16 protein-coding genes are annotated in these 14,446 nt (G+C 33.8%); 13 read left to right on the forward strand and 3 right to left on the reverse strand.

The genetic code is table 11. The features are described from left to right. The first annotated feature begins 13 nt into the window (after nt 1-13). The 5 genes from AABL52_RS04795 (at nt 14) to srtB (ending at nt 6,729) form a co-directional block, all read left to right on the forward strand. Nucleotides 14-3,211, forward strand: a complete 3,198-nt coding sequence (locus AABL52_RS04795) for an NEAT domain-containing protein (RefSeq protein WP_341519693.1) — start codon at nt 14-16, stop codon at nt 3,209-3,211. Between the two features lie 69 nt (nt 3,212-3,280). Continuing rightward, nucleotides 3,281-4,162, forward strand: a complete 882-nt coding sequence (isdE, locus tag AABL52_RS04800; protein ID WP_341518994.1) for a heme ABC transporter substrate-binding protein IsdE — start codon at nt 3,281-3,283, stop codon at nt 4,160-4,162. Nucleotides 4,163-4,189: 27 nt separating this feature from the next. Next, complete coding sequence (locus AABL52_RS04805; RefSeq protein WP_001036828.1) at nt 4,190-5,173, forward strand: FecCD family ABC transporter permease; 984 nt, start codon at nt 4,190-4,192, stop codon at nt 5,171-5,173. Beyond that, nucleotides 5,163-5,933, forward strand: a complete 771-nt coding sequence (locus tag AABL52_RS04810; protein ID WP_097844319.1) for an ABC transporter ATP-binding protein — start codon at nt 5,163-5,165, stop codon at nt 5,931-5,933. The genes AABL52_RS04805 and AABL52_RS04810 overlap by 11 nt, the downstream gene beginning before the upstream one ends. A 31-nt stretch (nt 5,934-5,964) precedes the next feature. Further along, entirely contained in the window at nt 5,965-6,729 is a 765-nt protein-coding gene (gene srtB, locus AABL52_RS04815) for a class B sortase (RefSeq protein WP_000095597.1), read from the forward strand. A 65-nt stretch (nt 6,730-6,794) separates the two neighbouring features. Here the strand turns inward: srtB and isdG are convergent, their stop codons facing one another. Then, the gene (isdG, locus tag AABL52_RS04820; protein ID WP_000587825.1) at nt 6,795-7,118 is read right to left on the reverse strand and encodes a heme oxygenase; all 324 of its coding nucleotides are present in this window, start codon (nt 7,116-7,118) and stop codon (nt 6,795-6,797) included. A 297-nt stretch (nt 7,119-7,415) separates the two neighbouring features. Here isdG and AABL52_RS04825 point away from each other — a divergent pair, with 297 nt between their 5' ends. Beyond that, nucleotides 7,416-8,615, forward strand: a complete 1,200-nt coding sequence (locus AABL52_RS04825) for a class I SAM-dependent rRNA methyltransferase (RefSeq protein ID WP_341518995.1) — start codon at nt 7,416-7,418, stop codon at nt 8,613-8,615. 39 nt (nt 8,616-8,654) lie between these two features. Here the strand turns inward: AABL52_RS04825 and AABL52_RS04830 are convergent, their stop codons facing one another. After that, nucleotides 8,655-8,849 (reverse strand): YwbE family protein, encoded by a 195-nt coding sequence (locus tag AABL52_RS04830; RefSeq protein WP_001014310.1) that lies wholly within the window; start codon nt 8,847-8,849, stop codon nt 8,655-8,657. Then, nucleotides 8,850-9,023 (reverse strand): hypothetical protein, encoded by a 174-nt coding sequence (locus AABL52_RS04835; protein ID WP_001293586.1) that lies wholly within the window; start codon nt 9,021-9,023, stop codon nt 8,850-8,852. A gap of 170 nt (nt 9,024-9,193) precedes the next feature. Here AABL52_RS04835 and AABL52_RS04840 point away from each other — a divergent pair, with 170 nt between their 5' ends. The 7 genes from AABL52_RS04840 to AABL52_RS04870 all read left to right on the forward strand — a co-directional run bounded on the left by AABL52_RS04840 (nt 9,194) and on the right by AABL52_RS04870 (nt 14,392). Then, the gene (locus AABL52_RS04840; RefSeq protein ID WP_000018026.1) at nt 9,194-9,886 is read left to right on the forward strand and encodes a response regulator transcription factor; all 693 of its coding nucleotides are present in this window, start codon (nt 9,194-9,196) and stop codon (nt 9,884-9,886) included. A 1-nt stretch (nt 9,887) separates the two neighbouring features. Further along, nucleotides 9,888-10,823, forward strand: coding sequence for a HAMP domain-containing histidine kinase (locus AABL52_RS04845; protein WP_341518996.1), 936 nt, complete (start codon nt 9,888-9,890; stop codon nt 10,821-10,823). Between the two features lie 125 nt (nt 10,824-10,948). Then, a complete protein-coding gene (locus tag AABL52_RS04850; RefSeq protein ID WP_000221077.1) occupies nt 10,949-11,872 on the forward strand; it encodes an ABC transporter ATP-binding protein in 924 nt (307 codons plus the stop codon). Then, complete coding sequence (locus AABL52_RS04855) at nt 11,865-12,026, forward strand: hypothetical protein (RefSeq protein WP_033691305.1); 162 nt, start codon at nt 11,865-11,867, stop codon at nt 12,024-12,026. Before AABL52_RS04850 ends, AABL52_RS04855 begins: the two co-directional genes overlap by 8 nt. A gap of 34 nt (nt 12,027-12,060) precedes the next feature. Next, nucleotides 12,061-12,765 carry an ABC transporter permease gene (locus AABL52_RS04860; protein WP_033691303.1) on the forward strand — a complete coding sequence of 235 codons (705 nt, stop codon included), beginning with the start codon at nt 12,061-12,063 and terminating at the stop codon, nt 12,763-12,765. Nucleotides 12,766-12,799: 34 nt separating this feature from the next. Next, nucleotides 12,800-13,672 carry a DUF4097 family beta strand repeat-containing protein gene (locus AABL52_RS04865; protein WP_341518997.1) on the forward strand — a complete coding sequence of 291 codons (873 nt, stop codon included), beginning with the start codon at nt 12,800-12,802 and terminating at the stop codon, nt 13,670-13,672. A gap of 24 nt (nt 13,673-13,696) precedes the next feature. Beyond that, complete coding sequence (locus AABL52_RS04870) at nt 13,697-14,392, forward strand: ABC transporter permease (RefSeq protein ID WP_087968430.1); 696 nt, start codon at nt 13,697-13,699, stop codon at nt 14,390-14,392. Nucleotides 14,393-14,446: the final 54 nt, after the last annotated feature.

Raw genomic sequence — 14,446 nt, forward strand, 5'->3', positions numbered from 1 at the left:
AATTGTTGTTGCGATGTGTTTAATGATATTTACATTCGTATCAACATTACAACCTCTTGCAGTTCAAGCAGCAAGCCAACTAGCTGACGGTGAATATTCAATCGGTTTCAAAGTTCTTAAGGATACATCAGATGAAGAATCTATGATGAATCAATACTCTGTAAGTCCAGGAACTTTAAAAGTAAAGGATGGGAAGAAGAAGGTATCCTTTACGTTAGAACATAGTTCATGGATTACGAAGTTTGAAACAGAAAAAAGTGGCCAGTTTGTTGCGACAAATGTAATTAGTGAAGATAAAGAAAAAGATACACGAGTAGTAGAATTTGAAGTGGACGATGTAGAGAAAGTATTAAATGCGAAAGTAAAAGTAGACATAGACTTTTTAAGTTATCATCATGACTATGATGTGCGTATTGCATTTGATCAAAATAGTATTACACCGATTCATGTAGAAAAACCAAATGAAAAAGAGGATCCAGCAAATAAGCCAGATCCAAATGAAAAACCGGATCCAAGTCAGAAGCCCGACCAAAAGCCTGACCCAGATCAACAACCCAATTCTAACACAATTAACGATGGGAATTATAGTATTCCATTTAAAGTGTTAAAAGATCAAACAGATGAAGAATCTAAGATGAATACTTACATGGTAAATCCAGGAGTATTAAAAGTAGAAAACGGTAAGAAAAAGGCAATTGTAACACTAACAAGTAGCTCATTAATTAAAAATTTCCAAACGGAAAAAGATGGCGCATTTGTTGATGCAAAAGTAGTGAGTGAAGATAAAGAAAAAGATACAAGAGTAGTAGAGTTTGAAGTGGACGATTTATCTAAAAAAATAAATACAAAAGTATTTATTGAAGTGGCATCACAAGGTTACAAGCAAACACATAATGTACAGCTTTTATTTGAACAAGATAAACTTGAACAAATTAAAAATGAAGAAAAACAACCGGATGGAGATAAAAAGCCGGAAGTAGAAAAACCAGAAGTTGAAACAATTAAAGATGGAGAGTACAGCATTCCATTTAAAGTATTAAAAGATAAGACAGATGAAGAATCTAGAATGAAAGACAAGCTAATAAGTCCAGCAGTATTAAAAGTAGAAAACGGTAAGAAAAAAGCGACTGTAACATTAACAGATAACGCATCAATTAAAAATTTCCAAACAGAAAAAGATGGTTCATTTGTTGATGCGAAAGTAGTAAGTGAAGATAAAGAGAAAAATACAAGAGTAGTAGAATTTGAAGTAGACAGTTTATCTAAAAAGTTGAATACAAAAGTATTTATTGAAGTGGCATCACAAAATTATAAACAAACGCATGAATTACAACTTCAATTTAATCAAGATAAACTTGAGCCAATTAAGAACGAAGAAAAGCAACCAGATGGAGATAAAAAGCCAGAGGTAGAGAAACCAGAAGTAGAGAAGCCGAATGTTGAAACAATGAAAGATGGCGAATACAGCATCAGTTTCAAAGCTTTAAAAGATCAAACAGAAGAAATTTCAATGATGAACACGTATACGAAGAGTCCGGGCGTGTTAAAGGTGAAAGATGGTAAAAAATATGTATCATTCACATTAACGAATAGTGCATGGATTACAAAGTTTGAATTTGAGAAAAATGGTTCGTTCGTTGATGCGAGTGTATTAAGTGAAGATAAAAAAGCTGATACACGCGTAGTGGAAGTAGAAGTAGATGATTTATCTAAAAAGTTAAATGCAAAAGTAAAAGTAGATATCGATTCAATGAATTATCATCATTTCTACGACATTCAATTCGCATTTGATAAAGATAGCGTTAAACCGTTAGACAATCAAGGCGGAAACGATAATCAAGGCGGAAACGATAACCAAGGCGGAAACGATAACCAAGGCGGAAACGATAACCAAGGCGGAAACGATAACCAAGGCGGAAACGATAACCAAGGCGGAAACGATAACCAAGGCGGAAACGACAACCAAGGCGGAAACGATAACCAAGGCGGAAACAACAACCAAGGCAACAACACAACCATTGATCCAAAAGCCCTTAAAGATGGTGAATACAGTATTGGTTTTAAAGTTCTAAAAGATAAAACAGAAGAAATTTCAATGATGAACACATATACAAAGAGTCCAGCTGTACTAAAAGTGAAAGATGGCAAGAAGTATGTATCGTTTACATTAACGAATAGTGCATGGATTACAAAATTTGAGTTTGAGAAGAATGGTTCTTTTGTTAACGCAAAAGTCTTAAGTGAGAATAAAGAGAAAAATACAAAAGTAGTAGAGTTAGAAGTAGATGATTTATCGAAAAAATTAAATGCAAAAGTAAAAGTAGATATTGATGCAATGAATTATCACCATTTCTACGATGTTCAATTTGTATTTGATGAAAATAGTATTAAAGCTTTAGGTAATCAAGGCGGAAATGATAACCAAGGTGGAAACGACAACCAAGGTGGAAACGACAACCAAGGCGGAAATAACAACCAAGATGGAAATAACAATCAGGGCGGAAACGATAACCAAGGTGGAAACAACAACCAAGGCGGAAATAATCAACCAAAAGTAATAGTTGATCCCAAAAATTTAGTAGATGGTGAATATGATATTCCATTTAAAGTGTTAAAAGATAAAACAAATGAGCTTTCAAAGATGCATGACTATACTGTACATCCAGCAAAATTAATCGTGAAAGATGGTAAAAAGTACATTGAGATGACGTTAAAAAATAGTGCATGGATTACAAAATTCCAAACGGAAAATAACAGTCTTTTTGCTGATGCGAAAGTAGTAAGTGAAGATACAAATGCAAATACGAGAGTAGTGCAATTTGAAGTAAGTGATTTATTTGCAAAATTAAATGCAAAAGTAAAAGTTGATATCAACGAAATGAACTACCATCATTTCTACGATGTCCAAATTCAATTTGATACAAATAATATTGGGGGGTTAGGAACGATTAAAGAGGATCCAAAAAAAGATCCGAAAAATGATCCGAACAATCCAGTGATTACACCGAAAGTAGATAATGTAAAAAAAGTAGATAATCCTGATTTTAACCGAAATGCAGATGATAAGAAGAAAAAAGAAGGTCAAAAAAATGATCCGAAAAAAGAGAAAAACTCAAAAACGGCAGATACAGCACAACTAGGTTTATACATGGTGCTACTGTTTGGATCACTTGCTTTACTAGTTCGTAAATATAGAGTAGGTAGATTGTAATTTTTGGAGTCTTGATGCATGTTCGTATGCATCAAGACTTGTTTCATATTGTTTGGAAAGGAGTGGTGATTGAGAGTGAAGAAAATTGCAAGTGTACTAATGGCTATCATTTTATTAGTGAGTATAGCTGGATGCTCGGCGCCAAAAAAAGAAGCTGCAAAACAGGTGAAGAGTGAGAGTAAAGAGAGAGTCGTTGCCACAACAGTCGCTGTTACTGAAATTATGGATGCGTTAGAAGTAGATTTAGTTGGTGTTCCAACAAGTACGAAAGATTTACCAAAGAGATATAAAGGTTTACCTGAAGTCGGGAATCCGATGAGTCCTGATATGGAAAAGGTAAAATCATTAAAGCCGTCAGAAGTATTATCCGTGACAACACTTGAATATGAATTAAAGCCAGTTTTTGAAGGTGTAGGTATGAAAGCAAACTTTGTAGATTTAACTAGTTTAAAAAATATGCAAAACTCCATTAGTAATTTAGGTAAGCAATATGGACGTGAAAAGCAGGCTGAAGCAGTTGTAACGAAGTTAGATAACAAAGTTGCAGAGATTAAAAAAGCAGTAAAGGGAAAGAAAGAACCGACAGTGCTTATTTTATTAGGTGTACCGGGGAGTTATTTAGTAGCAACAGAGCATTCTTATATTGGAGATTTAGTGAAACAATTAGGTGGTAAAAACATTGTACAAGGTGAGCAAGTAGAGTATTTAGCCTCTAATACAGAGTACTTAAAAAAAGCAGATCCAGATATTATTTTACGAGCAGCTCATGGTATGCCTGATGAAGTTGTGAAAATGTTTGATAAAGAATTTAAAACAAATGATATTTGGAAACATTTCGCTGCAGTTAAAAATAACCGTGTTTATGATTTAGAAGAGCGCTTATTTGGGACGACAGGTAATTTAGCAGCAATTGAAGCGTTAGATGAATTGAAAAAAATGATGTATCCGTGATGCATTTTAATATAAAGGAAGAGTGGAATGAATAAAAAAACTTGGAGTTTCCTCATTGTTACTGCATTGCTTATTGTTATGACATCATTGTCAGCGATGAAAGGGAGTTTAGAAATAGGTATTGTTGAGCTTGTGCAAGGGATATTTACAGGGGGGAATGAAGATGTTGAAGTGATTAAAGATTTACGTTTCCCGCGTATTATTATTGCACTATTTACTGGAGCAGCTCTGGCCGTTTCAGGTGTGCTGTTTCAAGCTGTTATGAAAAATCCACTTGCTGATGCTGGAGTGATCGGTATTTCTTCAGGAGCAAGTTTTATGACACTTGTTATTATTACGTTATTCCCGCAATTCTTTTTCTGGACACCAGTATTCGCCTTTTTAGGTGGTGCGTTCGCATGTTATCTCGTTTATGCATTTTCGTGGAAGTCAGGGTTAAGTCCACTTCGCATTATTTTAGTTGGTATAGCTATTAATGCGATGTTCACTGGATTAAATGAATCGTTCATTACGATTTGCGGATACTTCATTAAGAGTATTAAGCAAACGACGACTTCTAACATAACGATGAAGACGTGGGGCGATGTAGAAATAATGGTTACGTATGGAACAATTGGTCTTATTCTTGCTCTGTTTGTAGGAGCTTGGTGTAACTTATTATCGCTACAAGATAAGACTGCGAAAAACTTAGGCTTGCACGTAACGAGAGTTCGCCTTATTATTTCTGCTATTGCAGTACTTTTAGCGGCAGTATCAACAGCGATTGCAGGAGTTATTGCTTTCGTAGGATTGCTCGTTCCGCACATTTCAAGACAATTAGTCGGTTCAGATCATAAAGTATTAATTCCATTTTCTGCTCTTGCAGGAGCGTTGTTAATTTTGACGGCGGATACGATTGGAAGGTTAATTGTGCCACCTAACGAAATTCCAGCGGCGACGATTATGGCAGTTATTGGTGGTCCATTCTTAATATTCTTGCTTAGAAAGAGTGATAAAGTTCATGGAAATTAAAAATGTAACCTTTTCGTATGATAATGTAACGGATCGATTAAAGTCGGTTAGTAGTGAAATAGAGCTTGGTAAAATTACAACAATTATTGGTCCGAACGGTTGCGGGAAATCGACATTACTTGGCGTGATGTCAAGAAATCACGATCCTCGTAGCGGAGAGGTAATACTGGATGGGAAGGCGATTACCCAATATAAACCGAAAGAGTTTGCTAGAAAGTTAGCCGTTGTTCATCAACAAAATGAAGCACCGGCAGATATGACGGTTGAGAAATTAACAAGTTTTGGTCGTATGCCTCATAAAAATATCTTTTCTTCGCAAACTGATGAAGATAGAGAGGCGATCGAAAGGGCTTTAGCATGTACGAATTTGCTAAGTAAACGTGATAAAGAGATTCATGCTTTATCTGGTGGAGAAAGACAACGTGTTTGGATTGCCATGACGTTAGCTCAGAAAACACCAATGCTCTTTTTAGATGAACCGACAACATATTTAGATATTTATTATCAACTTGAAATATTAGAGCTAGTAAAAGAGTTAAATGAAGTACATGGATTGACGATTGTTATGGTATTACACGATATTAATCAGGCTATTCGCTATAGTGATCATATCATCGTTATGAAAGACGGCGAAATTGTTACGAAAGGTAAGCCGGATGATGTTGTGACAGAAAGTATGATAAAGACGATATACGGTGTAGATGTCGTTGTAAAGCAAGATGAAGATACAGGGTTGTATATGGTCCCAATGGGTATTTAAATATACGAACAATCCGTTTTGAGGTGATAATTTGAGTAGTAAAAAAGAACGGAAGAAGAATTCTTTTTTTCAACGAATACTTACAGTTGTTTTTTTAGGTACCTTTTTCTATTCAGTATATGAATTAGGTGATATTTTCATGGATTACTATGAAAATCGTAAAGTAATGGCCGAAGCACAAAACATTTATGAAAAAAGTCCGATGGAAGAGCAATCACAAGACGGGGAAGTGCGTAAACAGTTCAAAGCTCTGCAGCAAATTAACCAAGAAATAGTTGGATGGGTTACGATGGATGATACACAAATTAATTATCCAATCGTTCAAGCGAAAGACAATGATTACTATTTATTTCGTAATTATAAAGGTGAAGATATGAGAGCAGGAAGCATCTTTATGGACTATCGTAATGATGTGAAATCTCAAAATCGAAATACTATTTTATATGGTCACCGTATGAAAGATGGTTCTATGTTTGGAAGTCTAAAGAAAATGTTAGATGAAGATTTCTTCATGTCGCATCGTAAATTATATTACGATACATTATTTGAAGGATATGATCTTGAAGTGTTCTCGGTGTATACAACAACAACTGATTTTTATTACATTGAAACGGATTTTAGCAGTGATACGGAATACACCTCATTTTTGGAGAAAATTCAAGAAAAGTCACTGTACAAAACGGATACAAAATTGACAGCAAGTGATCAAATCGTAACACTTTCAACGTGTGACTATGCACTTGATCCGGAAGCAGGAAGGTTAGTCGTGCATGCGAAACTAGTAAAAAGACAGTAAAAAAAGTATAGAATATGAGAAGCGGTAACGCTTCTCATATTCTATACTTTAAAAAAGAAATATGTTTACTGTGCTGCAGCCATTGGCATACGTACAACTTCAACATTGTAGTAAGTGATCTTATTATCAAGAATATATTCTGGCATCCCGCCTTGATGTGAGTGAGCATCTTTAAATGCTGAGCTCTTCGTCCAACCTTGGAAATCTTCTTTTGCATTCCAGCGTGTGCTAATTGTTACTTCATCATAATCAACTGTATTTTGTGTTAAAAGAACTTCTAATCCTAAAAAGCCTGGCATCGTTTCGACTTGACCTACTTTATTAAAACGCTCAATTAATTTATGCCCATTTCCCTTTGTAATTTTAGCTGTATTTGTAACAATAATCATGTTTTATTCCTCCTATTAAATGTAGCCTGTATTTTCGAGAACTCATATACATTAAATGATAATGAAAATCATTATCATTGTCAATGGTAAATGTGAAATAAATAAGTTTTTTTATTATTTTGGAGAGTAAGATTTCCATTTCAAAATGTAGTAAATATGGGGCAGTTAAGCGAGAGAATGAGCTAGTTGTACTAGCAAAGCAATAATATGGTATAGTGAAACGAGGCTGTTTATTCAGTCTCGTTTTTTAAATGCTTCCTATAGTAGAAAGCATGCAAATGGAAAGGAAGTTATTATATGCGATCAGAAGTTACTATAAAAATAAAACCGAAATTTATAAAAGAAATTAAAAGTGGATATCCGCTTATTTTAAAAGATGCGATTCAAAATTCAAATGATGTTCAGGAAGAAGGAACAATCATTAAAGTGGTAGATGAGAAGAACAAATTCATCGGAAAAGGCTATTATGGAAAACAAAATAAAGGATACGGCTGGATTTTAACGAGAAAAGAGAGTGAACAAATTAATCAATCTTTCTTTGAAAGTAAAATAAAATCTGCCTTACATAAACGAAAGCAATTTTACAAATCAAGTGATACGACAGCATTCCGCGCCCTAAACGGTGAAGGTGATGGTCTTGGCGGACTAATTATCGATTATTATGATGGCTATTATGTAGTAAGTTGGTATAGTGAAGGAATTTATACTTTCAGAGATGAGATTATAGCAGCTCTTCAAAAAGTAGCAAACTTTAAAGGGATTTATGAGAAAAAGCGTTTTGATACGAAAGGGAAATACATTGAAGGCGATGATTTCGTAGCAGGAGAGCGCGGCGAGTTCCCGCTTATCGTAAAAGAAAATGGTGTGAACTTTGCGGTGTATTTAAACGACGGAGCGATGGTTGGTGTATTTTTAGATCAGCGTAACGTTCGAAAACAAATTCGTGATAAGTATGCAAAGGGAAGAACTGTGTTAAATATGTTCTCTTATACAGGTGCTTTCTCTGTATTTGCAGCGCTTGGCGGAGCGAGCAAAACGACGAGTGTTGACCTTGCAAATCGTAGTTTAAGTAAAACGATTGAGCAGTTTAGTGTAAATGAAGTTGATTATGAAGCGCAGGATATTATTGTAGAAGATGTCTTTCTTTACTTCAAATATGCAGCGAAGAAAAAGATGAAATTTGATATGGTCGTACTTGACCCTCCAAGCTTTGCACGCTCAAAGAAATATACATTTAGTGCAGCGAAAGATTATAAAAACTTATTAAAAGAAACAATTGCCATTACAGAAAATAATGGGATTATCGTTGCTTCTACAAATTGTAGTGCGTTCGATATGAAAAAGTTTAAAGGCTTTATCGATACGGCATTTAAAGAAATGAATGGCAAATATAAAATATTAGAAGAACATTCTTTACCAGAAGATTTCCGTACCATTGATCAATTTAAAGAAGGAGACTATTTAAAAGTAGTTTTCATCGAGAAAATTAAAGGTTAATAAAGAAAAAGGAGCTCGAGTTTACTTGAGCTCCTTTTCTTATTGAACGATATTTTGTACTCTACCGACTTGCCCGTCCTGCAATCGCACTTTAATGCCATGCGGATGGGAAGGGGAGTTTGTTAAAATATCTTTTACAATTCCACGTGTTAATTTGCCTGTGCGTTGATCTTGTTTTAATACAATATCAACTTCAAGGCCGGGTGCGATATTAGAACGTTTTTGTCCGTTCATTTATACACCTGTACGTCTACGTTGGTTGTTTGTTTTCTTCGTTTGTTGGTTTTGTAATTTTTTTGTTTCTTGGCTTTGGTTTTTGGCATTTTGACCATTACCGCTACCTTGCTTTTTCTTTGCAAGTTGTTCACGCATTAAATCAGCTAAGCTTACTTTTTTATTTTCTGACATGATAAAGTCTCCTTTATATAAAGTTAATTATGAACTATCGTCGTAAATTTCATCATATCATTGTTATGGAAGGAAGGGAAGTTGGTTTGAAAATTCATATAATTCTTCACAGTATTCATTCGTTACGATACAATTAAAATGTTAATGTTTGTAAAAAAGGGGATAGACATATGTCACATCATATTTTATTAGTTGAAGATGACATCTCAATTCAAGAGATGGTGGAAAAGTATTTAATAAAAGAAGGCTTTCAAGTAACAATTGCGTCTGATGGAGAAGAGGGCGTGAACACATATTTAAAAGGTTCATTTGATTTGATTATCCTTGATATTATGATGCCAAAGCTAGATGGCTTAGAGGTTGTGCGAATCATTCGAGAAAAAAGTGCTGTTCCGATTTTAATGATGTCGGCAAAAGATACAGATGTTGATAAAGCTGTTGGATTAGGACTTGGAGCAGATGATTACATTTGTAAGCCATTTTCTATGATTGAATTAGCTGCACGTGTAAAGGCAGGTATTCGGAGATCTACGAAATACTCGGCTACAGAAGAAACAGAAAAGATGATTCAAATTGGCGATTTAACAATCGATCCAATTAATTTTACCGTAGAAAAAAACGGGAAATCTCTCAAACTTACTTTAAAAGAATTTGAGATTTTAAAACTGTTCGTAAAAAATCAAAATCGTGTATTTACAAAAGCACAAATATATTCATTAGTTTGGAACGAAGAGTATTACGGTGATGATAACGTTATTAATGTTCATATGAGAAGATTGCGTGAGAAAATCGAAAGTGATCCATCTAATCCAGAATATATTAAAACGTTATGGGGCATCGGCTATAAATTGGAAGTGATGTAATATGGTCAATTTGTTACTAGGTATTATTTTTATATTGTTATGTATCATTTACATACAATATAAAATGAGAAAAAATAGTAGTAAAAATTTACGATACACATATGAAAAGTTAGAAAGTATTGTAAATGGACAAACAGGTGAGAAGTTACTCGTTATGACAGATGATCTAGAATTACAAAAATTATTAGTAGCAATTAATCAACTATTAGATGCAAAACAAAAAACGAATGCAGATCATGCAAAAGTAGAAATTTCGATGAGAAAAATGCTTTCAAATATTTCACATGATTTAAAGACGCCACTAACAGTTATTCTTGGATATACAGAAATGTTAAATAAGGATAAAACGATAAGTAAAGAAGAACAGCAAATATTACTTGAAAAGGTGCATGTGAAAACACTAGAAGTAATGGAACTAATTCATAAGTTTTTTGATTTAGCAAAATTAGAATCTGGTGACAAGGCAATCGAGATGACAAAAGTAAATATGAATGAAATTTGCCGTGAGAAGATTTTATCTTTTTATGATTTAGTGACGACGAAAGGGTTTCAAGTTCATATTGATATACCAGAAAGAAATATATATGCACTTGGAAATGTAGAAGTATTAGGTAGAGTATTGAATAATTTAATATCAAATGCGATTACATATGGAGACGATGGAAAGACACTTGGTATGACGTTAAGAGATGATGAAACGAGTGTGTATATAGATGTATGGGATACAGGAAAAGGAATTGACGAATCTCATGCTGATAAAGTGTTTGAACGTATGTACACACTTGAAGATTCTAGAAATAGATTGTACCAAGGAAGTGGCCTAGGGTTAACGATTACAAAACGGCTTGTGGAAGCGATGGATGGAAAAATTCACCTTTCTAGTAAGCCGTATGAAAAAACGATTTTTACAGTTGTATTAAAAAAGATGCTGTTTTAGCTTGTAGAGAAGAAAATTCTACAAGCTTTTTTTCAGCGTAAGGAATTTGTAAGGAACGGGTAAGAAAAAAGAGATTTCCATTGTCTATTATAGAAGTATAAGGTAGTGCGAAAGGAGAGAGTGACATGACATATATATTAAAAACGAATCAGTTAACGAAAGTGTTTAAAGGGAAAGAAGTTATTTCTAGCGTCAACATGCATGTAAAAAAAGGAGAGATATACGGTTTCTTAGGACCGAATGGTGCCGGAAAAACAACGATTATGAAAATGATCACAAATTTAATAAAACCGACGAGCGGTGATATTGAAATTTTTGGTGAGAAGTTAACAGATACATCTTATGAATTGTTAAAGCGCATGGGGACCATTATCGAATATCCAATCTTTTATGATAAATTAACGGCGAAGGAAAACCTAGAATTACATTGTGAATATATGGGGTATTACGATAAGAACGCAATTGATCATGCTTTACATTTAGTAAAACTGCACGGTATAGATGATAAAAAAGTAAAAGACTTTTCATTAGGGATGAAGCAACGACTTGGTATTGCAAGGGCGATTATGACGAAGCCAGAATTACTCATTTTAGATGAACCAATTAACGGTTTAGATCCAATTGGTATTAAAGAATTACGAGACTTATTTAAAATGCTTTGCAAAGAATATGGCATTACATTATTAGTGTCTAGTCATATTTTAGGTGAGATGGAACTAATGGCAGATACAATTGGTGTGATTCAAAATGGAAAACTAATAAAAGAAGTTTCAATGAAGAGCATTAACGGAAAACAAACAGAGTACATTGAAATTACTGTTCCTGATGTGAAGCGTGCAGCTTATATTTTAGAAGATAAACTCGGTATAAAAAATTACAAAATAATGAGTGGAAACATGATTCGTGTGTATGATACGTCAGCGACGCAACAAGCTATTTCAAAAGCACTTATTATGAACGATGTAGAAATTGAAAGTATTAATAAGAAACATAGTTCCTTAGAAGAATATTTCTTAAATGTAATGGATGGAGAGGGCATTCATGCTTAATGGATTGTTAGTGAATCTAGTAAGTGGATTGGTCGTAATGTTCATAAGCGGGATTTTATATTATAAGAAACCAGAGCGGAAATGGTTGTTAATTCTGCTAATGATAGGAATGTTAAGCGTAGTTACTGCTGGAATTAGAATGTTAGCAGTGTAGAGACAGTTATATAAAGAATGGAGGCGTGGTTTGTATGCTTAGATTAATGAAGCTCGAGTGGAAAAAGCATCAATTATCTAGTTACTTTAAAAGTGTAGCAATTTGTATTATAGCAATTTTCGCTGTAGTAAGCCTTATGGCATTGGGAATGAAAGCTGAAGGAGACGTGCTCTTCTCTGACTTCAAACAGAACATGGATTTAGCAAATATTTTTATTAGAATAACATTCATTATTTTTAGTTCGGTCATTTTATCACGTTTAGTAATTGATGAGTATAAGAACAAAACGATACAACTATCATTTATGTATCCGCTACAAAGGAAAATGCTAATGAGTGCGAAATTAACAATTGTTTTCTGTTTTTGTTTTGTGAGCACGATTATCGCTACTTTCATTATTAGTTTGCTCGTGTATTTTGTGAGCCCAATGATTGGACTGATTGAAACACCTGCTACGATAGGCGAAATAATAGCTATCGTTCCAGCTACTATTATAAGTGCATTTATGATATCTGGTATAAGTTTAATTCCTTTATTTTTTGGAATGAGAAAGAAATCGACACCGACAACGATTACTTCTGCAGTAATAATTGGTATGCTGATTAGTGGTAACGTTGGTGCTGGAAACGATCAAGTAAGTATGTTTGATTTTATAGCTATCCCAATCGTGCTCTGTTTATTAGGAATTTTCATTAGTTATCTATCATTTCATAAAATCGACAAGATTGATGTGGCGTGAAGCAGGCCTAAAACAAAAACGAACTGGGGTATGAATGGTGAAAAAAATAATAGTAATTGCAATATTATTCATTACAATTGCTAGTGCGGTTTTTGGTTTTAAGGTATTTCAGGGGAAGGATTTTAAGAGAGAAAAGTCTTTTGAGATCAATAATATAAAAGAAATAGAAGTAGACAATGAAAATTGGAATATTGAATTTAAAAGTACAGACGCTAATAAAATAGTAATTTCCGCTCAAGGGCAACAAGTAGGTAAAGAGATAGATCCTGTCAAAATAGAAAATGACGAAAATGAAATTTTGATCAAACAAAAACAAAAGGTGAATAGATTTTTTTATGGTTTTACGTTTAGGAAGAAAAATAGTATATCTATAGCTATTCCGAAGAAAGAAATAGATAAAATTGTATTAAATAATAAATCGGGTGATGTGAAAATAAACGATATAGTAGTAAAAAGCATCGTGACAAAAGGCAAATCTGGAGATGGAATGATTACAGGACTATGGGCAGAGAAGGGTGAATTCACATCCGAAAGTGGAGATTTAATGTTAAAAGATAGTTTATTACAAGATGTAAATATAACTTCCACTACTGGCGATAATTATGTGGAAAATGTAAAAAACGAAAATATGAACATCACTTCAACATCTGGGGAAGTATTACTGAAAGATATGACAGAAGGAAAATCATTATTTGTAGAAACAAAATCAGGAGATATTGGCGTACGGTATAAAGGTGTCCCAGCATCATTGAAGCTTATGGCTAAAAGTAATTCAGCTGACGTAATAGTGGATTTAAAAGGACTTAATAAAGATAAAAATACAGAAAAAATAAAAGTAGGAACGATTGGTGATGCGAAAAATGAAGCGAAGATTTTAAGTGAAACAGGAGTCATTTATATTGATTAAGTCTTAGGAGGAAGGAGGACTATCATGCTACATTTAATGAAGCTAGAATTGAAAAAGTTTAAGCTTGGTTGGTACGTGAAGAGGGCAATTATTGCAAATATTGTTATACTGGCATTAATGATCTTTGTGAGCATCATCGCTCAAGTAGAAGGTGATGCAGAAATAAGGAATCCAGAGACGATATTGTTAATGGCTAGCACAATAGTAAGAGCAACATTTATTATTTTTGGTAGTGTGTTAATCGCAAGGTTAATAATTGGCGAATATAAAAATAAAACAATACTACTTATGTTTTCTTATCCTATTAACCGAAAGAAAATGATGGCTAGTAAGTTGGCTATTACAGCGATAGTAACATTTATAACAGTTATTGTATCTAACATTTTAGTAGTAGGAATTTTCTTTGGGATAGATAGCTATTTTTCAATTCTTCCTAATTCATTCACAGTAGATCAATTGGTGCAAGAAGGAATAAAACTGGTTCCTTTAGCCATTGCAACTGCGGGAATGAGTTTAATCCCTCTATATTTCGGAATGCGTAAACGTTCAGTGCCAACTACAATTGTTTCATCTCTTATCGTTGTCTCAATTGCAATGAATAGCAACCCAGAGTTTCCCACAGCAACTTTTCTTCCCCTTCAACTAGCACTTGCAGCAATTGGAGTGGTGATTGCATATTACGGAATTAAAAATATAGAGAAGGAAGATATAACTGTATGATAAGAATACGTAAAAAAGAGTTGGCGTTACACCAACTCTTTTTTGTATATGTAT

This window comes from Bacillus paramobilis (genome assembly GCF_038096195.1).
Classification (GTDB): Bacteria; Bacillota; Bacilli; order Bacillales; family Bacillaceae_G; genus Bacillus_A; species Bacillus_A mobilis.